Genomic DNA, 12,925 nt, shown 5'->3' with positions numbered 1-12,925 from the left:
CCACCTCGATCCAGAGCTACCAGCCCAGCCCCGGCCTGCTCGACTACGCCTCCACCAAGGCCGCCATCACCGCGTTCACGCACGCGTTCGCCAAGCAGGTGGTGGGCGGCGGCGTGCGCGTGAACGCCGTGGCGCCGGGGCCGATCTGGACGCCGCTGCAGCCGAGCGGCGGCCAGCCTCAGGAAAAGGTCGAGGTGTTCGGCTCCGAGGCGCCGATGAAGCGCCCCGGCCAGCCGGCCGAACTTGCGCCCGTGTACGTGCTGCTCGCCTCGCAGGAGTCGAGCTACGTGACGGGCGAGATCTACGGCGTGACGGGCGGCCATCACCTGCCATGAACGACCTGTCCGCCGTCCTGGTTCGTCAGCCGGCGCGGCCCGTTGCGCGGCTCGTTACACGGGCAACGCGCGGCGTGATGCGCGGCGCGCCCGCTGGCCGTCGCATCGCGGCCGCGATGCCGGCGGCGCGCGCCACCGCCGCCGCGCTGGCCGCCCGCGGCCACGCCGCGCAAGCCGACACGGGTAGCCGTGGCGGCGAATCCACCGCCGGCACGCGAATCCGGCGTGAACTTTCCCTCCATCGGCGACGGCCGCACGGCGCCGCCCGCTTCCAGGTAGACCGCTCATGAATGCCTCCTCGTTTCCGATGGCGCTGGCGCCGCGCCGCATCGCCGTGTTCCGCGCGCTGCCGTTCGACGATCTGCTCAACACCGTGCCGGCGCTGCGTGCGTTGCGGCGCGCGGCGCCGCAGGCGCGCATCTCGCTGGTCGGCCTGCCGCGGGCGCGGGGCTTCGTCGAGCGCCATCCGGACCTGGTCGACGAGCTGATCGTGTTTCCCGGCGCGCCCGGTTTTCCCGGGCAGCCCGACACCGATGCCGGCCTGCCCGACTTCCTCGCGGGGCTGCGCGCGCGCCGCTTCGATCTGGCGATCCAGCTGCACGGCAGCGGCGGCGCCGCCAACACGCTGCTGCACGAGTTCGGCGCGCGCGCCAATGCCGGATTCGTCGAGCACGGCGAGGCGCGGCCGCGCGGCTGCTTCATCGGCTGGCCCGACGCGCTGCCGGAATCGGAGCGCTATCTGGCGCTGATGGAGGCGCTCGGCGCGCGCGCGATCGACCGGCAGTTCGCGTTCCCGCTGCAACCGCGCGATCGCGACGAATGCGCGGCACTGGTGGCCGCGCACGGGCTCGAACCCGAGCGGCTGGTGCTGATCCATCCCGGCGCGCGCCTGCCGTCGCGCCGCTGGCCGGCCGAGCGTTTCGCGGCCGTGGCCGATAACCTCGCCGCCGACGGCTGGCAGATCGCGATCACCGGCACCGCCGTCGACGCGCCGCTCACGGGCGCCGTGCTCGGCGAGATGGCCGCGCCCGCGCTGCATCTCGCCGGCCTGACCTCGCTGGGCGGGATGGCCGCGCTGGTGGCGCGTGCGCGCCTCGTGGTCTGCAACGACACCGGCATCTCGCGGATCGCCGCCGCCGTGCGCACGGCTTCCGTGGTGGTGGCCGCGGGCGGCGACACGCGCCGCCGGGCGCCGCTCGACCGCGTGCGCCACCGCGTGCTGGCCGATGACCCGCCGTGCCGCCCGTGCCAGCTGCAGGAATGCCCGCACGATCAGGCCTGCGCGCGCAACGTCAGCGTCGAACAGGTGGTGGGCGCCGCCTGCGCGCAGCTGGACCGCGTGCGCGGCGCGGTGCCGGCCGAGCCGAACGTACTGCACACGGCGGCAGGGCTGGCGCGCGCGGCGCAGGAATGGCATCACGCGGCGTGAGCGCGGCCGCGGGCGCGACGGGTTGGAGTCGGGCGCCGGGCGCGCGGCACGCTCGCGGCGCCCGGCGCGCCCCCTACCGCCGCGCCGCCTCCTGCGCGCGCTGTGCCTGGGTCAGGCCGTCATAGCCCCAGCTGTCCTTCGGCACTTCGTGAACCACCACGTAGCAGACCTCGGACAGCTCCGGACCAAGCACCGAACGCAACAGCTGCGCCGTTTCGGCGATGAAGCGCGCCTTCTGTTCGGGCGTATTGGTGCCGGCGCTGACGATCGCATCGACCTGCGCCGCGCAGCGCACCGGCTCGCCGCCCACGCTCCAGGCCGCGAGCGGCACTTGTTCGACCAGCACGCCGACGAGCGGCCCGACCTTGCCGAGCACTTCGGCCATCAGCGCGGTGACGCCTTTCTGGAGGTGGGCAACCTGGTGCGGTTCGAGCGGCCGACCGGCCACCTTGACGTCGATGAAGGGCATTGTGCTTCTCCTTGGCTTGGACGGGCCGCGCAGGCAGCCCCGAGACCCCAGCTTAGGCAAACGCCATGCTTCTGAAAATTTGAAAGTTCGAAATGCTCGCTTCTTCGGAATCGAATGATTCGAGCCTCATGCGGCGCGCTCCACCGCCATGCCGATCTCGTCGCGAACCATCTCGAGCAGGATCGCGGTGAGGCGTTCGACGGCGGCCGGCGGGTCGGTCTCGGCGCGGCACAGCACGAGCGGGATCGATGGCAGCCGCGGCAGGCCGGTGGCGGCCGGATCGAGCGCGGCCAGCGTCTTCGGCAGATGGATCGCGGTGCGCGCCGTGACGCCGAGCCCGCCCTCGGCGGCGGCCCAGAGCCCCGACAGGCTCGGGCTCGTGAACACCAGCCGCCACGGCAGCCCGGCCGCGTCGAGCGCTGCGACCGCCGCCGAACGGAAGCCGCACGGTGGCGCGAACGCCGCGAACGGCAGCGGCTCGGCGCCGAGGCTCGCCACGCCGGGCCAGCCGGGCGCGCCGATCCACTGCAGCGGCACGTCGGCCACCTTCTCGCCGCGCGGCATGCTCGCCGATTCGCCCCACACCAGCGCGATGTCGAGTTCGCCGCGCAGCGTGCGCTCGACGAGCGGCACCGCGCGGTCGACCTGCACCTCCACGCGTACCCTCGGATGGGCGCGCGCGAAGCGCTGCAGCACCGCCGGCAGCCAGCCCTCGGCGAAATCCTGCGGCAGCCCGAGCCGCACCCAGCCCGCCACGTCGGTGCCGCGCAGGCTCTCGACCGCCTCGTCGTTGAGCGCGAGCAGCCGCTTGGCATAGCCGAGCAGGCTCTCGCCCGCCATGGTCAGCGCCAGCCCGCGCCCCGACTTCTGCACCAGCGGCTGGCCGACCTGCTCCTCGAGCCGGCGCAGCTGCGTGCTGACGGCCGACTGCGAGCGCCCGAGCCGCTCGGCCGCGCGCGCGAAGCTGCCCAGTTCGAAACCGGTGACGAAGGTGCGCAGCACGTCCATGTCGAGATTGATGCGGGATGCCATTGTTCGATTTTTCGGAAGTATTGATTCGGAAGTTTCAAATTTTCAGAATTATTGTTGGCGCCTATCGTAGCGATGTCAAGCACGACGCCGAAGCCGGCCCGAACCTTCCTCACGACGGCTTCCGGGCCGGCCCGGCGCCGGCATCAACCCGCGAATCTCAAGGAGTCCTGACATGCCGCTCATCCGTCTCTCCCTCATCAAGGGCAAATCCCCGGCGTATATCCGCGCGATCGGCGACGGCGTTCACCGCGCACTGATGGAAGCCTATGGCGCGCCCGCCGACGACCGGTTCCAGCTCGTCCACCAGCACGAGCGCGACGAACTGATCTACGACCCCGACTATCTCGGCATCCATCGCACCGACGATCTCGTGATCATCCAGATCATCGCCGGCAACTGGCGCGACACACCGAAGAAAAAGGCGCTGTTCGCCGCGATCGCGGCGAATCTCGCGCGCGATCCGGGCCTGCGCCCCGAGGACGTGATGATCACGCTGACGCCGAACGCGCGCGACGAGTGGTCGTTCGGCAACGGGCTCGCGTCGTATGTGAAGGACGACGACGCCAGTTGACGAGGCCGAACCGTCTGGCCGCGGCGCGCTTTCGGCATGCCGCGGCCAGACGGTCCCTCGCTCGTGAATGCCGCCGCGCGATTAGCACGATCGCGCATATGGTTGGCTCGATTTCTTCGTGGCCGCGGCCGCGAGGCACCGGCAGAATCAGGCCCTGCCCCTGACCGATCGATCACACGAGGACCGAACTTCATGAGCCGCGATCTCCTGCTCCTGCTCGAACCGGGTTTCACCGATCCGGCCCATCCCGCCGAGCGCTTCGTCTGCCCGCACGGGCTGCCGATCGAAGGGCTGCTGGCGAGCGACCCGGCGCGCGCCGCGCGGCTCGACGTGCGCCGCGTGCCGTTCGCGCGGCCGCGTCCGGCCGTGGTGGCGGCGCTCGACGAGGCGCATCAGGGGCTGCCCGTGCTGATCCTCGGCGACGACCACCCGGCGCCCGACGACGCCGAGGCGCTCGGCACCACGCGCTTCGTGACCGATCCGAAGCGCATTCTCGCGCTGCTGACGGAACGCCACGGCTTCCCGTCGCTGCATTGAGACGGCCCCGCGAACGCGCGGGCGGGCGGCTTTGTATCGAGTCCGTGATCGATCGCATCGGCCGAGCCGCGATGCCATCCCGGCACCGCGAAGCACGACTCAGTCGGCACCGAGGCAGCGCTCGCCCGCGCCGCCCCACCGCTCACCGGTACTTCGCCCCGCCGTCCGCGTCGATCACGACGCCGCTCAGGTACGACGCGCGATCGGAGGCGAGGAACGCGACCAGATCGGCCATCTCCTCGGGCTCCGACGGCCGGCCGAACGGCAGCGCGTCGAGCAGTTCGCGCCAGCGCGACGCGTCGCCGAACGCCGTTTCCGCGCGGCTCCGGTACAGCTTTTCGAGCCGCTCGGTGGCGCACGGCCCCGGATTGATGCCGACCACGCGCACGCCGCGCGTCGTCGCGTGCGCGCCGACCGCCTGTGTAAACGCCACCAGCCCGGCGTTGGCCGTCGAGCCGAGGATGTAGTCGTAGCGCGGCGTCACGCCGGCCGCGCCGATCACGTTGACGATCACGCCGCTGCCGCGCGCCATCATCGCCGGCAGCGCGAGCCGCGCGACATCCATGTAGCCGAACAGCTTCAGCTCCCAGGCCGCGCGCCAGGCGGCCTCGTCGACGGCCCCGAGGCCGCCGCCCGGGATCGCGCCGGCATTGTTGACGAGGATGTCGATCGGGCCGGCCGAGGCGAGCAGTTGCTCGCGCGCCCGCGGGTCGGCGAGATCGAGCGCGGTGGCGCGCACCGGCACGTCGAAGGCCGCCTCGACCGTGCGCTTTGCGCGCTCGATCGCATCGGCGTTCGACGACACCAGATGCACGCTGCATCCCTCCTTCGCCAGCGCCATCGCGCTCGCGAGACCGATGCCCTTCGAGGCGCCCGTGACGAGCGCCGAGCGGCCGTTGATACCGAGATCCATGTCCTGCTCCCGTTGATGATGAGAAACGCGCCGGCCCGACAGCCGCCGCGAGAATCCGTGCGATAGCGGCCGGCGATCGACGTTCAACCGCCGGCGAGCGAACCAGGCGAGCCTATTGCGTCGCCACCGGCGCCGAGGCCGGCGTGGCGAGCGGCTTGTCCTTCTCGACGACGTGGACCGTCACGAGTTCGACCGGCGTGGTGCCGTCGTTGCGCACGCTGTGCGCGATCCCGGCCGGCACCACGAACGCGTCGCCGGCATGCACCGTCCGCTGCGGCTTGCCGGCCACCATCAGCGTCAGGTCGCCCGTCGTGACGTAGCTGATCTCGTCGCCGAAATGCGTGTGCCAGCCGAGCACCGCGTGCGGCGGCACCTCGACGCGTGCGACCACCGCCTGGCGCCCCGGCACCGACACGTCCTGCTTCAGCACCTCCGTGCGGCTGATGCCGGAGCCCTGCGCGTGCGCGACCGACGCTGCCGCGACGATGAGCGTCGCCAGCGCGACGCGAGCCGTTTTTTTCATGGATGTCTCCCCCGCCCGATCGAGCGTGATTCGTGGAAACCGCATGTTACGTCGGCGCGGCCCGACGCGTGCGACCCGCATGCACAATGCCGACCGAGGCTTGCGGAATGCCGAGAAGATGCTTTCACGAAGGCTTCAAAACCATTGGCCGCAAAGAAAAACCCGACGATCGTTGCGGCCGCAACCGGGACTTCACAGCGGCAAGGACGGCAAGCCGCCCTCGCCGCGATTGCTGCATCGCACTCGCGTCAGAACTGCAGCACCGTCTTCACGCCGGCGATCACTTCATTGCCGATGCGCCGGCCCGGATCGAGCGGATTCGGGACGCCGCCCGACGGCCGGAACACGTACTGCAGATCGCCCTGCCATTGCCACCACGGGGCGACCTGATACTGGTACGTGGCCTCGACCACGGTTTCGGCGCTGCGCCGCGGATAGCCCGGCGTGGTGGCGGCGGTATCGCGGTCGAGCGCGCGCGCATGCGAGCCGATCCGCGAATAGCCGACCGCGATGCCGGCCACGTCGTCGTCGCGCCCCGCGAACGGCGCCTTCAGCGCGAGGCCCGCGTTCACGCCGATGCCGACCACGTTGCGGTCGTCGGGCGCGCCCATCACCTCGGCGAACACGCTCAGCGCGCGCGGGCCGCCCGACGCGCGCCAGACCGTCTGGTCGGCGATCGCATAGAGGCCGTAGTTGCCGTGATGCGAGCGCGCCGTGCCACCGCTCGCCGGGTCCGGGAGCGGCACGCCGTCGGCGCCGTCGCGCAGGTCGTCGAAGCGGCCGGTGTCGTACCAGAACCCGACCTTGTAGGTGCCGGGCAGGCCCGCGGGCGCTTTACCGGCCGCGTCTTCGTCCGGGTTCAGCGCGTATTGCGCCTCGCCGATCAGCAGCGTGCCGCCGTGCAGGCTGAACGTGGTGCCGTGGGCGTTCAGGCGCTGCGGGTCGCCATCGCCGGGGCCGGCGGGGTTGTCGTCGAACGCGCCGGCCAGGAACGTCCAGTGCGGCGACGGCGCGAGCCGGAACCGCACGCCGAGCGACGACAGCGGATAGGCGGGGCCGCCCGCCGGCATGTCGACGGACGGCAGGCCCGGCCAGCCGAACGCGGCGTTCACGAACACCGCGCCGGTATCGCTGACCATGAACTCCTGGTCGAGGCTCTGCTGGCCGATCTTCACGTCGAACGTGTCGTCGAACAGCGACTGCCTGTACCAGAGCTCCCACAGCCGCGTGCCGGAATCCGCCTCGAGGCCGCCCGCGTTCTGCATCAGGCCGAGATCGTGCATGCTGAGGCTGCGGCCGTGGATCTGCAGGCCCGACACGTTGAACGTGCCGCCCGGCAGGCCGAACGCCTTCTTCGTATCCACGCCGATCGTCAGCTGCGTGGTGCCGCTGTATTCGCCGCCGCGCCGCGTGCCGCCCGTGAAGTTGCGGAAATACCCGGAGCTTTCCTGCAGGCCGAGATCGACGCCGTGATCGGCGAGCCAGGGACGGATGCCGCCGAAGTCGCCGAACAGCGTTGCGCGCTGCATCAGGTCGGAGGGGGCCGGGTCGGCTTCGGCGCCGGCCGCGCAGGCGCTGCGTGAGACGAGCAGCGCCAGCAGCGCGCCGAACGCGACGGCGTCGCGCTTTCGCAGGAACAGGTTCATCTTCTTCATTGTGTGGGTTGCGCATCGAGCCGGTTTCCCGGCGATGCTTTCGTTAAGGATTCCTTTATTTATTGACAACACCGTGATCCGGTCGCCCGTTCGCCGGGCGGCCGGCCGGTGTCAGGCGTAGGACAGCGCGATCTGCGTGTTCAGCAGGTCGGTCACGTGCTCGATCCGGTCGAGCATGTTGCGCACCGTGCGCTCGGCGCGCGGCGTGCCGATCGAGATCTCGTGCGTGATGCGGCCGGGATTCGAACCGAGCACGACGAGGCGGTCGGACATCATCACCGCTTCGGTCACGTCGTGCGTGACCATGATCATCGACGCGGTGCCGATCTTGCGGCTGGTCCACATCGCCATCAGGTCGGTGCGCAGCTTCTCGGCCGTAAACATGTCGAGCGACGAGAACGGTTCGTCGAGCAGCAGCAGGTCCGGCTCGATCGCGAGCGCGCGCGCGAAGCCCACGCGCTGCTTCATGCCGCCCGACAGCTCGCGCGGGAACGCCTTCTCGTAGCCCTGCAGCCCGATCAGCCGGATCAGGCCGGCGACGTCGTGATCGATGCGCGGCGCCTCGATGCCGTTGGCGTGCAGGCCGAACGCGATGTTCTCGAACACGGTCAGCCATGGATACAGCGCGAAGGTCTGGAACACCATGCTGATCGCGCTGTGCGGGCAGGTCAGTTCCTCGCCGCGCAGCGACACGACGCCGAGCGTCGGCTGCACCAGCCCGCCGATCGTCTTCAGCAGCGTCGACTTGCCCGAGCCGGACTTGCCGAGGATGCTGACGAATTCGTTGACGCCGATCTCGAGGTTGATCTCGTGCAGCACTTCGTGGCCCACGCCGCCCTGGCCGATGAAGGTCTTGTTGACGTTCTTCAGTTCGAGGAAGTGCGACGGCAGCGGCGCCGGGGCATGGGACGGGTTCGTCAGGTTCTTCATGAGGTGACTCCTTGGGATCGGATCAGTCGTAACGGAATTTGCGTTCGGCGAAGCGGTACAGCGGCTGCCAGACGAACATGATGCAAAGCGCAACCATGAAGCACATGGCGGTGCAGCCGAGCGCGGCGGCCGCGTTGTCGCCATTGCCGGTGGTGGTCGAGATGAAGGCGCCGAGGCCCGAGGTGCTGGCCGTGCGCGAGCCCCACTGCACGACCTCGGCGGCGATCGCGGCGTTCCAGGCGCCGCCCGCGGCGGAAATGGTGCCGGTCACGATGTACGGGAAGATCGACGGCAGCATGTACTTGCGCCACCACATCGCGCCCTTCACATGGAACATCTGGCTGACTTCGGTGATCTGGGAGGGAATCGCGAGCGTGCCGGCGATCGTGTTGAACAGGTAGTACCACTGCGTGCCGACCATGATCATCGGGATCGTCCACCAGCCGAGCGAGCGGTGCGCGGTGATCACGAACAGCGCGATCAGCGGGTAGTAGATGTTCGGCGGGATCGCCGCGAGCACCTGCGCGATCGGCTGGAACACCGTCAGGCGCCTGGGGCGGCTCGCCATCCAGACGCCGAGCGGCACGAACAGCACGCAGCTGAGCAGCATCGCGAGCGTGACGCGCCCGGCGGTCTCGAGCATCCACCACGGCATGATGGCCAGGTTGTCCTTCGGAAAATATTCCCAGAGCTGGTAGCCGCCATAGGCGCAGCCCACCGTGAGCGCGAAGTACCAGAGCGTCGACCAGATCCAGTTCGCGCGCGCGAGCAGGCACGTGACGCGGTCGAGGCGCAGCGCATACCAGACGCGCGGCAGCCGGAAGATCCAGGCATCGGCCAGCCGCGCGAGCAGGTGGCCGGCCGAGCGCGCGATCCGCGAACTCGCGAGGCAGTCGTAGAACCACGAGCGGTATTGCATGTCGCGCTTGGCCGCGGAATCGTCGTTCTTGAAACGGATCGTGTAGCGCACCAGCGGGCGGAAGATGAACTGGTCGATCACGACGATGTTCAGCACCAGCGCGATCAATGCATAGAGGACGGCGCGATAGCTGGCCGCGTCGAGCGCCATCGACACATACGAGCCGACGCCGGGCAGCAGCACCGTGTCGCCGTTGGCGGCGGGAATCGCCTCCGAGGCGACCAGCGCGAACCAGGCGGCCGCCTGCGAGTTGATCGCGTTCCAGAGGAAGCCCGGCACCGAGTACGGCCATTCGAGGCGCCAGAAGCGCTGCCACGCGTTGTAGCGGAATGAATCGGCCACCTCGCGCAGTTCCTTCGGCACCACGCGCATGGTCTGGTAGACGGTCAGCATCATGTTCCAGGCCTGGCCGGTGAACACGGCGAAGATCGCGAGCGACTCCATCCCCATCGTGTTGTGCGGATAGAGGCCGAGGAAAAAGCCGGTCGTGAAGGTCATGAAGCCGACCAGCGGCACCGACTCCATGAAATTGACGAACGGCAGGATCACGCGGCGCATCGGCGCGTAGCGCGCGGCGAGCACGCCGAACACCAGCGAGAACAGCGTGGACCAGACCATGCCGATCAGGAAGCGCATGCTGGTGCGCACCGAGTAGTACAGCAGGTTCGCCGGCGCGAGCGCGAGCGCCGGGTTCTCGCTGGCCGGGCGGTGCATGTCGATCCACGCGGTCACGAAGAACCACGCGAACAGCGCGACGCAGACGAGCACGATCGCGTCGCTCCATAGCGAAACGTCGCGGCGCTTCGAAAAAACAAGTGACTTCATGTTGCTGGCTCCTGGGCTACGGAACGGTTTGGGGAAACGGTGTGGCCGGAACGGGCCGCGGCGCGGCGGCCCGTCGTCAGAGGCCGGCGCGGGGGCGCTCCGGCACGGCGCGGGGACGGCGCCGGCCGCGCGTGGCCGGTACGGGCCGGCGAGGCGCGAAGCGCGGCGCGGCGACGGCGCAGGCGCCCAGCGAGAAATACAGCTGGCTCCTGAGAATGAATTGCGAGCGAACGGCGAGGTTCATGTCTCGACTCCCTAGCAATGAAAAGGACTGCCAATCAACCGAATCGACGGGATCTCGATGACGGCCGCGCACGGCCGGTGCGGGCAGGTCCTTCATGACGTTCGACACCGCTCCGCGGGCAGGACGCGCCCTCGAAGAACGTGGTCCCGAGCCGATGCCGTCAGCCCATGTCGTCAGTCCGTGCCGCCCTCACCCGCTGCCGCCGGCAGCGCATGACGAACGGCAACGGCGGCCGAGCGCACGCCGTCTCCACGGCGACGCACCGGCGGCGGCGCGTGGCATCGAAGGGCGGCGAACGAACAAGCGCACACGCGTCACGGCGCGGCGCCTGCCGTACAGCGATTCGGATCGAATGTCGTGGAACGATTCCGGCCGACGCGACGAGCCGGCCCGGCGGGACGGCCGCGCGCGCACGCAACGGCCGCCGTCAGGCGGCGTGTTCGGGTCGATCGGTCTTCAGGCGGGAAATCTGCCCGGTCGGGCGAGATGACACCGCATCCCGCGTTCCGGGATGCGGCGCAGTGAAATGCGTCGAATCCTCAGTCCGCGGCAAGGTGGGTACGTAACCCACGACTACTTGCATCGGCTTGCACTGAAGTCTCCGAAGATGAAAACAGGGCGAATGGTAGGTGCCTTTCGTTTTCGATGTCAAAGCAGCACATCGGACATCGTGACGCATATCAAGAAAAGAACGTCCTGAAAGGACGATGAAACCAACCCCATGGGTGGTTTTCCGCATCACGATCGCCGTCTCGAATTTATTCGAAATCCTATGTATATCGTGTCGCCCCCGTTCACCCATTGCTTACATGGAACTATCATTTGCCGCACTTCTTCACCTCTTCCTCTCACGTGACACCAACATGAATTACGACCCGCGTCTTTGGGGCCCAGAGAACAAGATAGTCTGCGTCGAACTCCATCAATCCGGCCTCCTCTCCGACGAGCAACTGCGCATCGACACGCTTTATTACCGGCGCGTGCTGAGCACGCGCGACTGGCACGGCTATCGCATCTGGGGCAATTGGCTGGTGGCGCGGATGCGGCGCCAGCCGGCGCTGGCGGCCTGCCTGAGTCACCCGGCCCGCTGGCTCGCGAGCGATTCCGCATACCGGCTCGGCCTGGCGGCCCGGCCCCATCTCGGCGGCATGCTGGTTCGCCGCTTCGCCTTCCTGCCCTTCTGCCGCATCGCCGGCGCCCTGGCGGCATCGGGCCGCCGTCGCAGCCGGCCCTCGTCCATCGCCTGACCCGCTTCCATCCGCCACACGACACCTTCCATGAACACGCATTCCTTTCGTTGCCTCGCCGGCGCGCTGCTCGCACTGGCGGCCTCGACCTCGGCCCATGCGGTCGACGGCACCATCAACTTCAGCGGCCATATCGTCGATACGCCCTGCACGATTTCCACCGACGGGAAAACCATCGCGGTCGACATGCAGGACGTCAGCGCCGGCGCCGTGCTCGACACCAGCGCGCCGAAGACACCCTTCAGCATCAAGCTCAGCAACTGCTCGACCGCCCTGAAGAAAAACGTCCAGGTGACGTTCAGTGGCACCCAGGTGGGAAACGGGCTTCTCAGCCTGCGGAACGAGCCGGGTTCGGCAAAAAACGTCGCCATCCAGCTCTACCAGGACGGCAAGACGCTGAGCCTCGACAAGCTGTCGGACAGCGTGCCGTTGAAACAGGGCGCCAGCGAGCTTCCGTTCGCCGCGCAATACGTGAGTTACGGCGGCCAGTTGCCCGTATCCGGCACGGCAAACGCCGTCGCCCAATTCACGCTGACCTATCCGTGAGCCCGGGATGGCAGCCCCGCATGCCGCGTCGCGGCGCACCTCGGCCGCCGCGCGGCGTCTGCGATATCAGGCCGGCGCCCTCGCGCTGACGGTCGCGATGCTGTTGCCCTGGCACCCTGCGAGCGCGGAAATCCGGATCGGCAAAGTGCGCGTGATCTATTCGGCCGACCATCCGGACGCGACGCTGGCGGTGACGAACACCGGCACCGAAGCGGCGATCGTGCAAACCTGGATCGAGTCGGCCAACGCCACGCTCGATACCCCGTTCTTCGCCGCGCCGCCGCTGTTCCGCCTCGATCCGGGCGACACCAACCTGATCCGCGTGACGCTGGTCGGACAGGCGCCGGCCACGCACGTCGAGCGCCTGTACTGGATGAACGTGAAAGAGATCCCGCCGTCGCCGCCGGAGTCCGCCGGCAACACGCTGCAGTTCGCGATCCGCACGCGCATCAAGCTGCTGTATCGGCCGCCGGGACTCGACGGCGCGTTCGATGCGGCCCGCGACCTGATGCTGAGCCGCGACGGCAGCTCGCTCGACAACACCTCGCCGTATGTGGCCTCGTTGTTCGTCGGTTGCCCGGGCGCCCATCAGCAGGAATCCTTGACCATCGACCCGCATGCTTCGTTGCCGATGCCCCGGATGTCCTGCCCGCCGGCCGACGTCCGAATCCAATCGATCAACGACTATGGCGGCATCAGTCCGACAGTCACGCTGCCGCCTGGCGGCCCGCGGCCCGCGCCGCACTAGGC

The 12,925-nt window shown here is 69.1% G+C and carries 16 protein-coding genes; 8 read left to right on the top strand and 8 right to left on the bottom strand.

Features of this window, described 5'->3' with window-relative positions:
• The 3 genes from BpN12_RS21850 to BpN12_RS21840 all read left to right on the top strand — a co-directional run.
• The coding region (locus tag BpN12_RS21850; RefSeq protein ID WP_246797540.1) for an SDR family oxidoreductase at positions 1–335 on the top strand (335 nt) is incomplete at its 5' end.
• Complete coding sequence (locus BpN12_RS21845; protein ID WP_246797538.1) at positions 332–625, top strand: hypothetical protein; 294 nt, start codon at positions 332–334, stop codon at positions 623–625. The genes BpN12_RS21850 and BpN12_RS21845, both read left to right, overlap by 4 nt.
• Positions 622–1,764: a glycosyltransferase family 9 protein gene (locus BpN12_RS21840; RefSeq protein ID WP_246797537.1), complete on the top strand. Its 1,143-nt coding sequence runs from the start codon at positions 622–624 to the stop codon at positions 1,762–1,764. Before BpN12_RS21845 ends, BpN12_RS21840 begins: the two co-directional genes overlap by 4 nt.
• Positions 1,765–1,837: 73 nt before the next feature.
• Here the strand turns inward: BpN12_RS21840 and BpN12_RS21835 are convergent, their stop codons facing one another.
• Positions 1,838–2,233 carry a tautomerase family protein gene (locus BpN12_RS21835; RefSeq protein WP_246797536.1) on the bottom strand — a complete coding sequence of 132 codons (396 nt, stop codon included), beginning with the start codon at positions 2,231–2,233 and terminating at the stop codon, positions 1,838–1,840.
• Between the two features lie 126 nt (positions 2,234–2,359).
• Complete coding sequence (locus tag BpN12_RS21830) at positions 2,360–3,265, bottom strand: LysR substrate-binding domain-containing protein (protein ID WP_246797534.1); 906 nt, start codon at positions 3,263–3,265, stop codon at positions 2,360–2,362.
• A gap of 172 nt (positions 3,266–3,437) precedes the next feature.
• Between BpN12_RS21830 and BpN12_RS21825 the strand changes: the two genes are divergently transcribed.
• Positions 3,438–3,836 carry a tautomerase family protein gene (locus BpN12_RS21825; protein ID WP_198249476.1) on the top strand — a complete coding sequence of 133 codons (399 nt, stop codon included), beginning with the start codon at positions 3,438–3,440 and terminating at the stop codon, positions 3,834–3,836.
• A 192-nt stretch (positions 3,837–4,028) separates the two neighbouring features.
• Entirely contained in the window at positions 4,029–4,373 is a 345-nt protein-coding gene (locus BpN12_RS21820; protein ID WP_246797533.1) for a DUF3088 domain-containing protein, read from the top strand.
• Positions 4,374–4,515: 142 nt separating this feature from the next.
• Here BpN12_RS21820 and BpN12_RS21815 read toward each other — a convergent pair whose 3' ends face one another.
• The 6 genes from BpN12_RS21815 to BpN12_RS21790 form a co-directional block, all read right to left on the bottom strand.
• Positions 4,516–5,286: an SDR family oxidoreductase gene (locus tag BpN12_RS21815; RefSeq protein ID WP_246797532.1), complete on the bottom strand. Its 771-nt coding sequence runs from the start codon at positions 5,284–5,286 to the stop codon at positions 4,516–4,518.
• Between the two features lie 112 nt (positions 5,287–5,398).
• Positions 5,399–5,809, bottom strand: a complete 411-nt coding sequence (locus tag BpN12_RS21810; RefSeq protein WP_246797531.1) for a cupin domain-containing protein — start codon at positions 5,807–5,809, stop codon at positions 5,399–5,401.
• 248 nt (positions 5,810–6,057) lie between these two features.
• Positions 6,058–7,464 carry a carbohydrate porin gene (locus BpN12_RS21805; RefSeq protein WP_246797530.1) on the bottom strand — a complete coding sequence of 469 codons (1,407 nt, stop codon included), beginning with the start codon at positions 7,462–7,464 and terminating at the stop codon, positions 6,058–6,060.
• 111 nt (positions 7,465–7,575) lie between these two features.
• Positions 7,576–8,394: an ABC transporter ATP-binding protein gene (locus BpN12_RS21800; protein WP_246797529.1), complete on the bottom strand. Its 819-nt coding sequence runs from the start codon at positions 8,392–8,394 to the stop codon at positions 7,576–7,578.
• Between the two features lie 22 nt (positions 8,395–8,416).
• The gene (locus BpN12_RS21795; RefSeq protein WP_246797528.1) at positions 8,417–10,138 is read right to left on the bottom strand and encodes an ABC transporter permease subunit; all 1,722 of its coding nucleotides are present in this window, start codon (positions 10,136–10,138) and stop codon (positions 8,417–8,419) included.
• Positions 10,139–10,214: 76 nt separating this feature from the next.
• Complete coding sequence (locus tag BpN12_RS21790; protein WP_246797526.1) at positions 10,215–10,478, bottom strand: hypothetical protein; 264 nt, start codon at positions 10,476–10,478, stop codon at positions 10,215–10,217.
• A 611-nt stretch (positions 10,479–11,089) separates the two neighbouring features.
• On the opposite strand from BpN12_RS21790, the gene BpN12_RS21785 reads away from it, so the two are divergent.
• Genes BpN12_RS21785 through BpN12_RS21775 form a run of 3 tightly spaced genes read left to right on the top strand, consistent with a single transcriptional unit; the run spans position 11,090 to position 12,923 of the window.
• On the top strand, positions 11,090–11,629 hold the full coding sequence (locus BpN12_RS21785) for a hypothetical protein (RefSeq protein ID WP_246797525.1): 540 nt from the start codon (positions 11,090–11,092) through the stop codon (positions 11,627–11,629).
• Positions 11,630–11,659: 30 nt separating this feature from the next.
• Entirely contained in the window at positions 11,660–12,175 is a 516-nt protein-coding gene (locus BpN12_RS21780) for a fimbrial protein (protein ID WP_246797523.1), read from the top strand.
• A 7-nt stretch (positions 12,176–12,182) separates the two neighbouring features.
• Entirely contained in the window at positions 12,183–12,923 is a 741-nt protein-coding gene (locus BpN12_RS21775) for a fimbrial biogenesis chaperone (RefSeq protein ID WP_246797521.1), read from the top strand.
• Positions 12,924–12,925 lie beyond the last annotated feature (2 nt).

It is taken from the genome of Burkholderia perseverans, assembly GCF_022870505.1.
In the GTDB taxonomy this organism is placed as follows: Bacteria; Pseudomonadota; Gammaproteobacteria; order Burkholderiales; family Burkholderiaceae; genus Burkholderia; species Burkholderia plantarii.
Note: the sequence above shows the minus strand (reverse complement) of the source record. Positions and strands in the feature narration are given on the sequence as shown.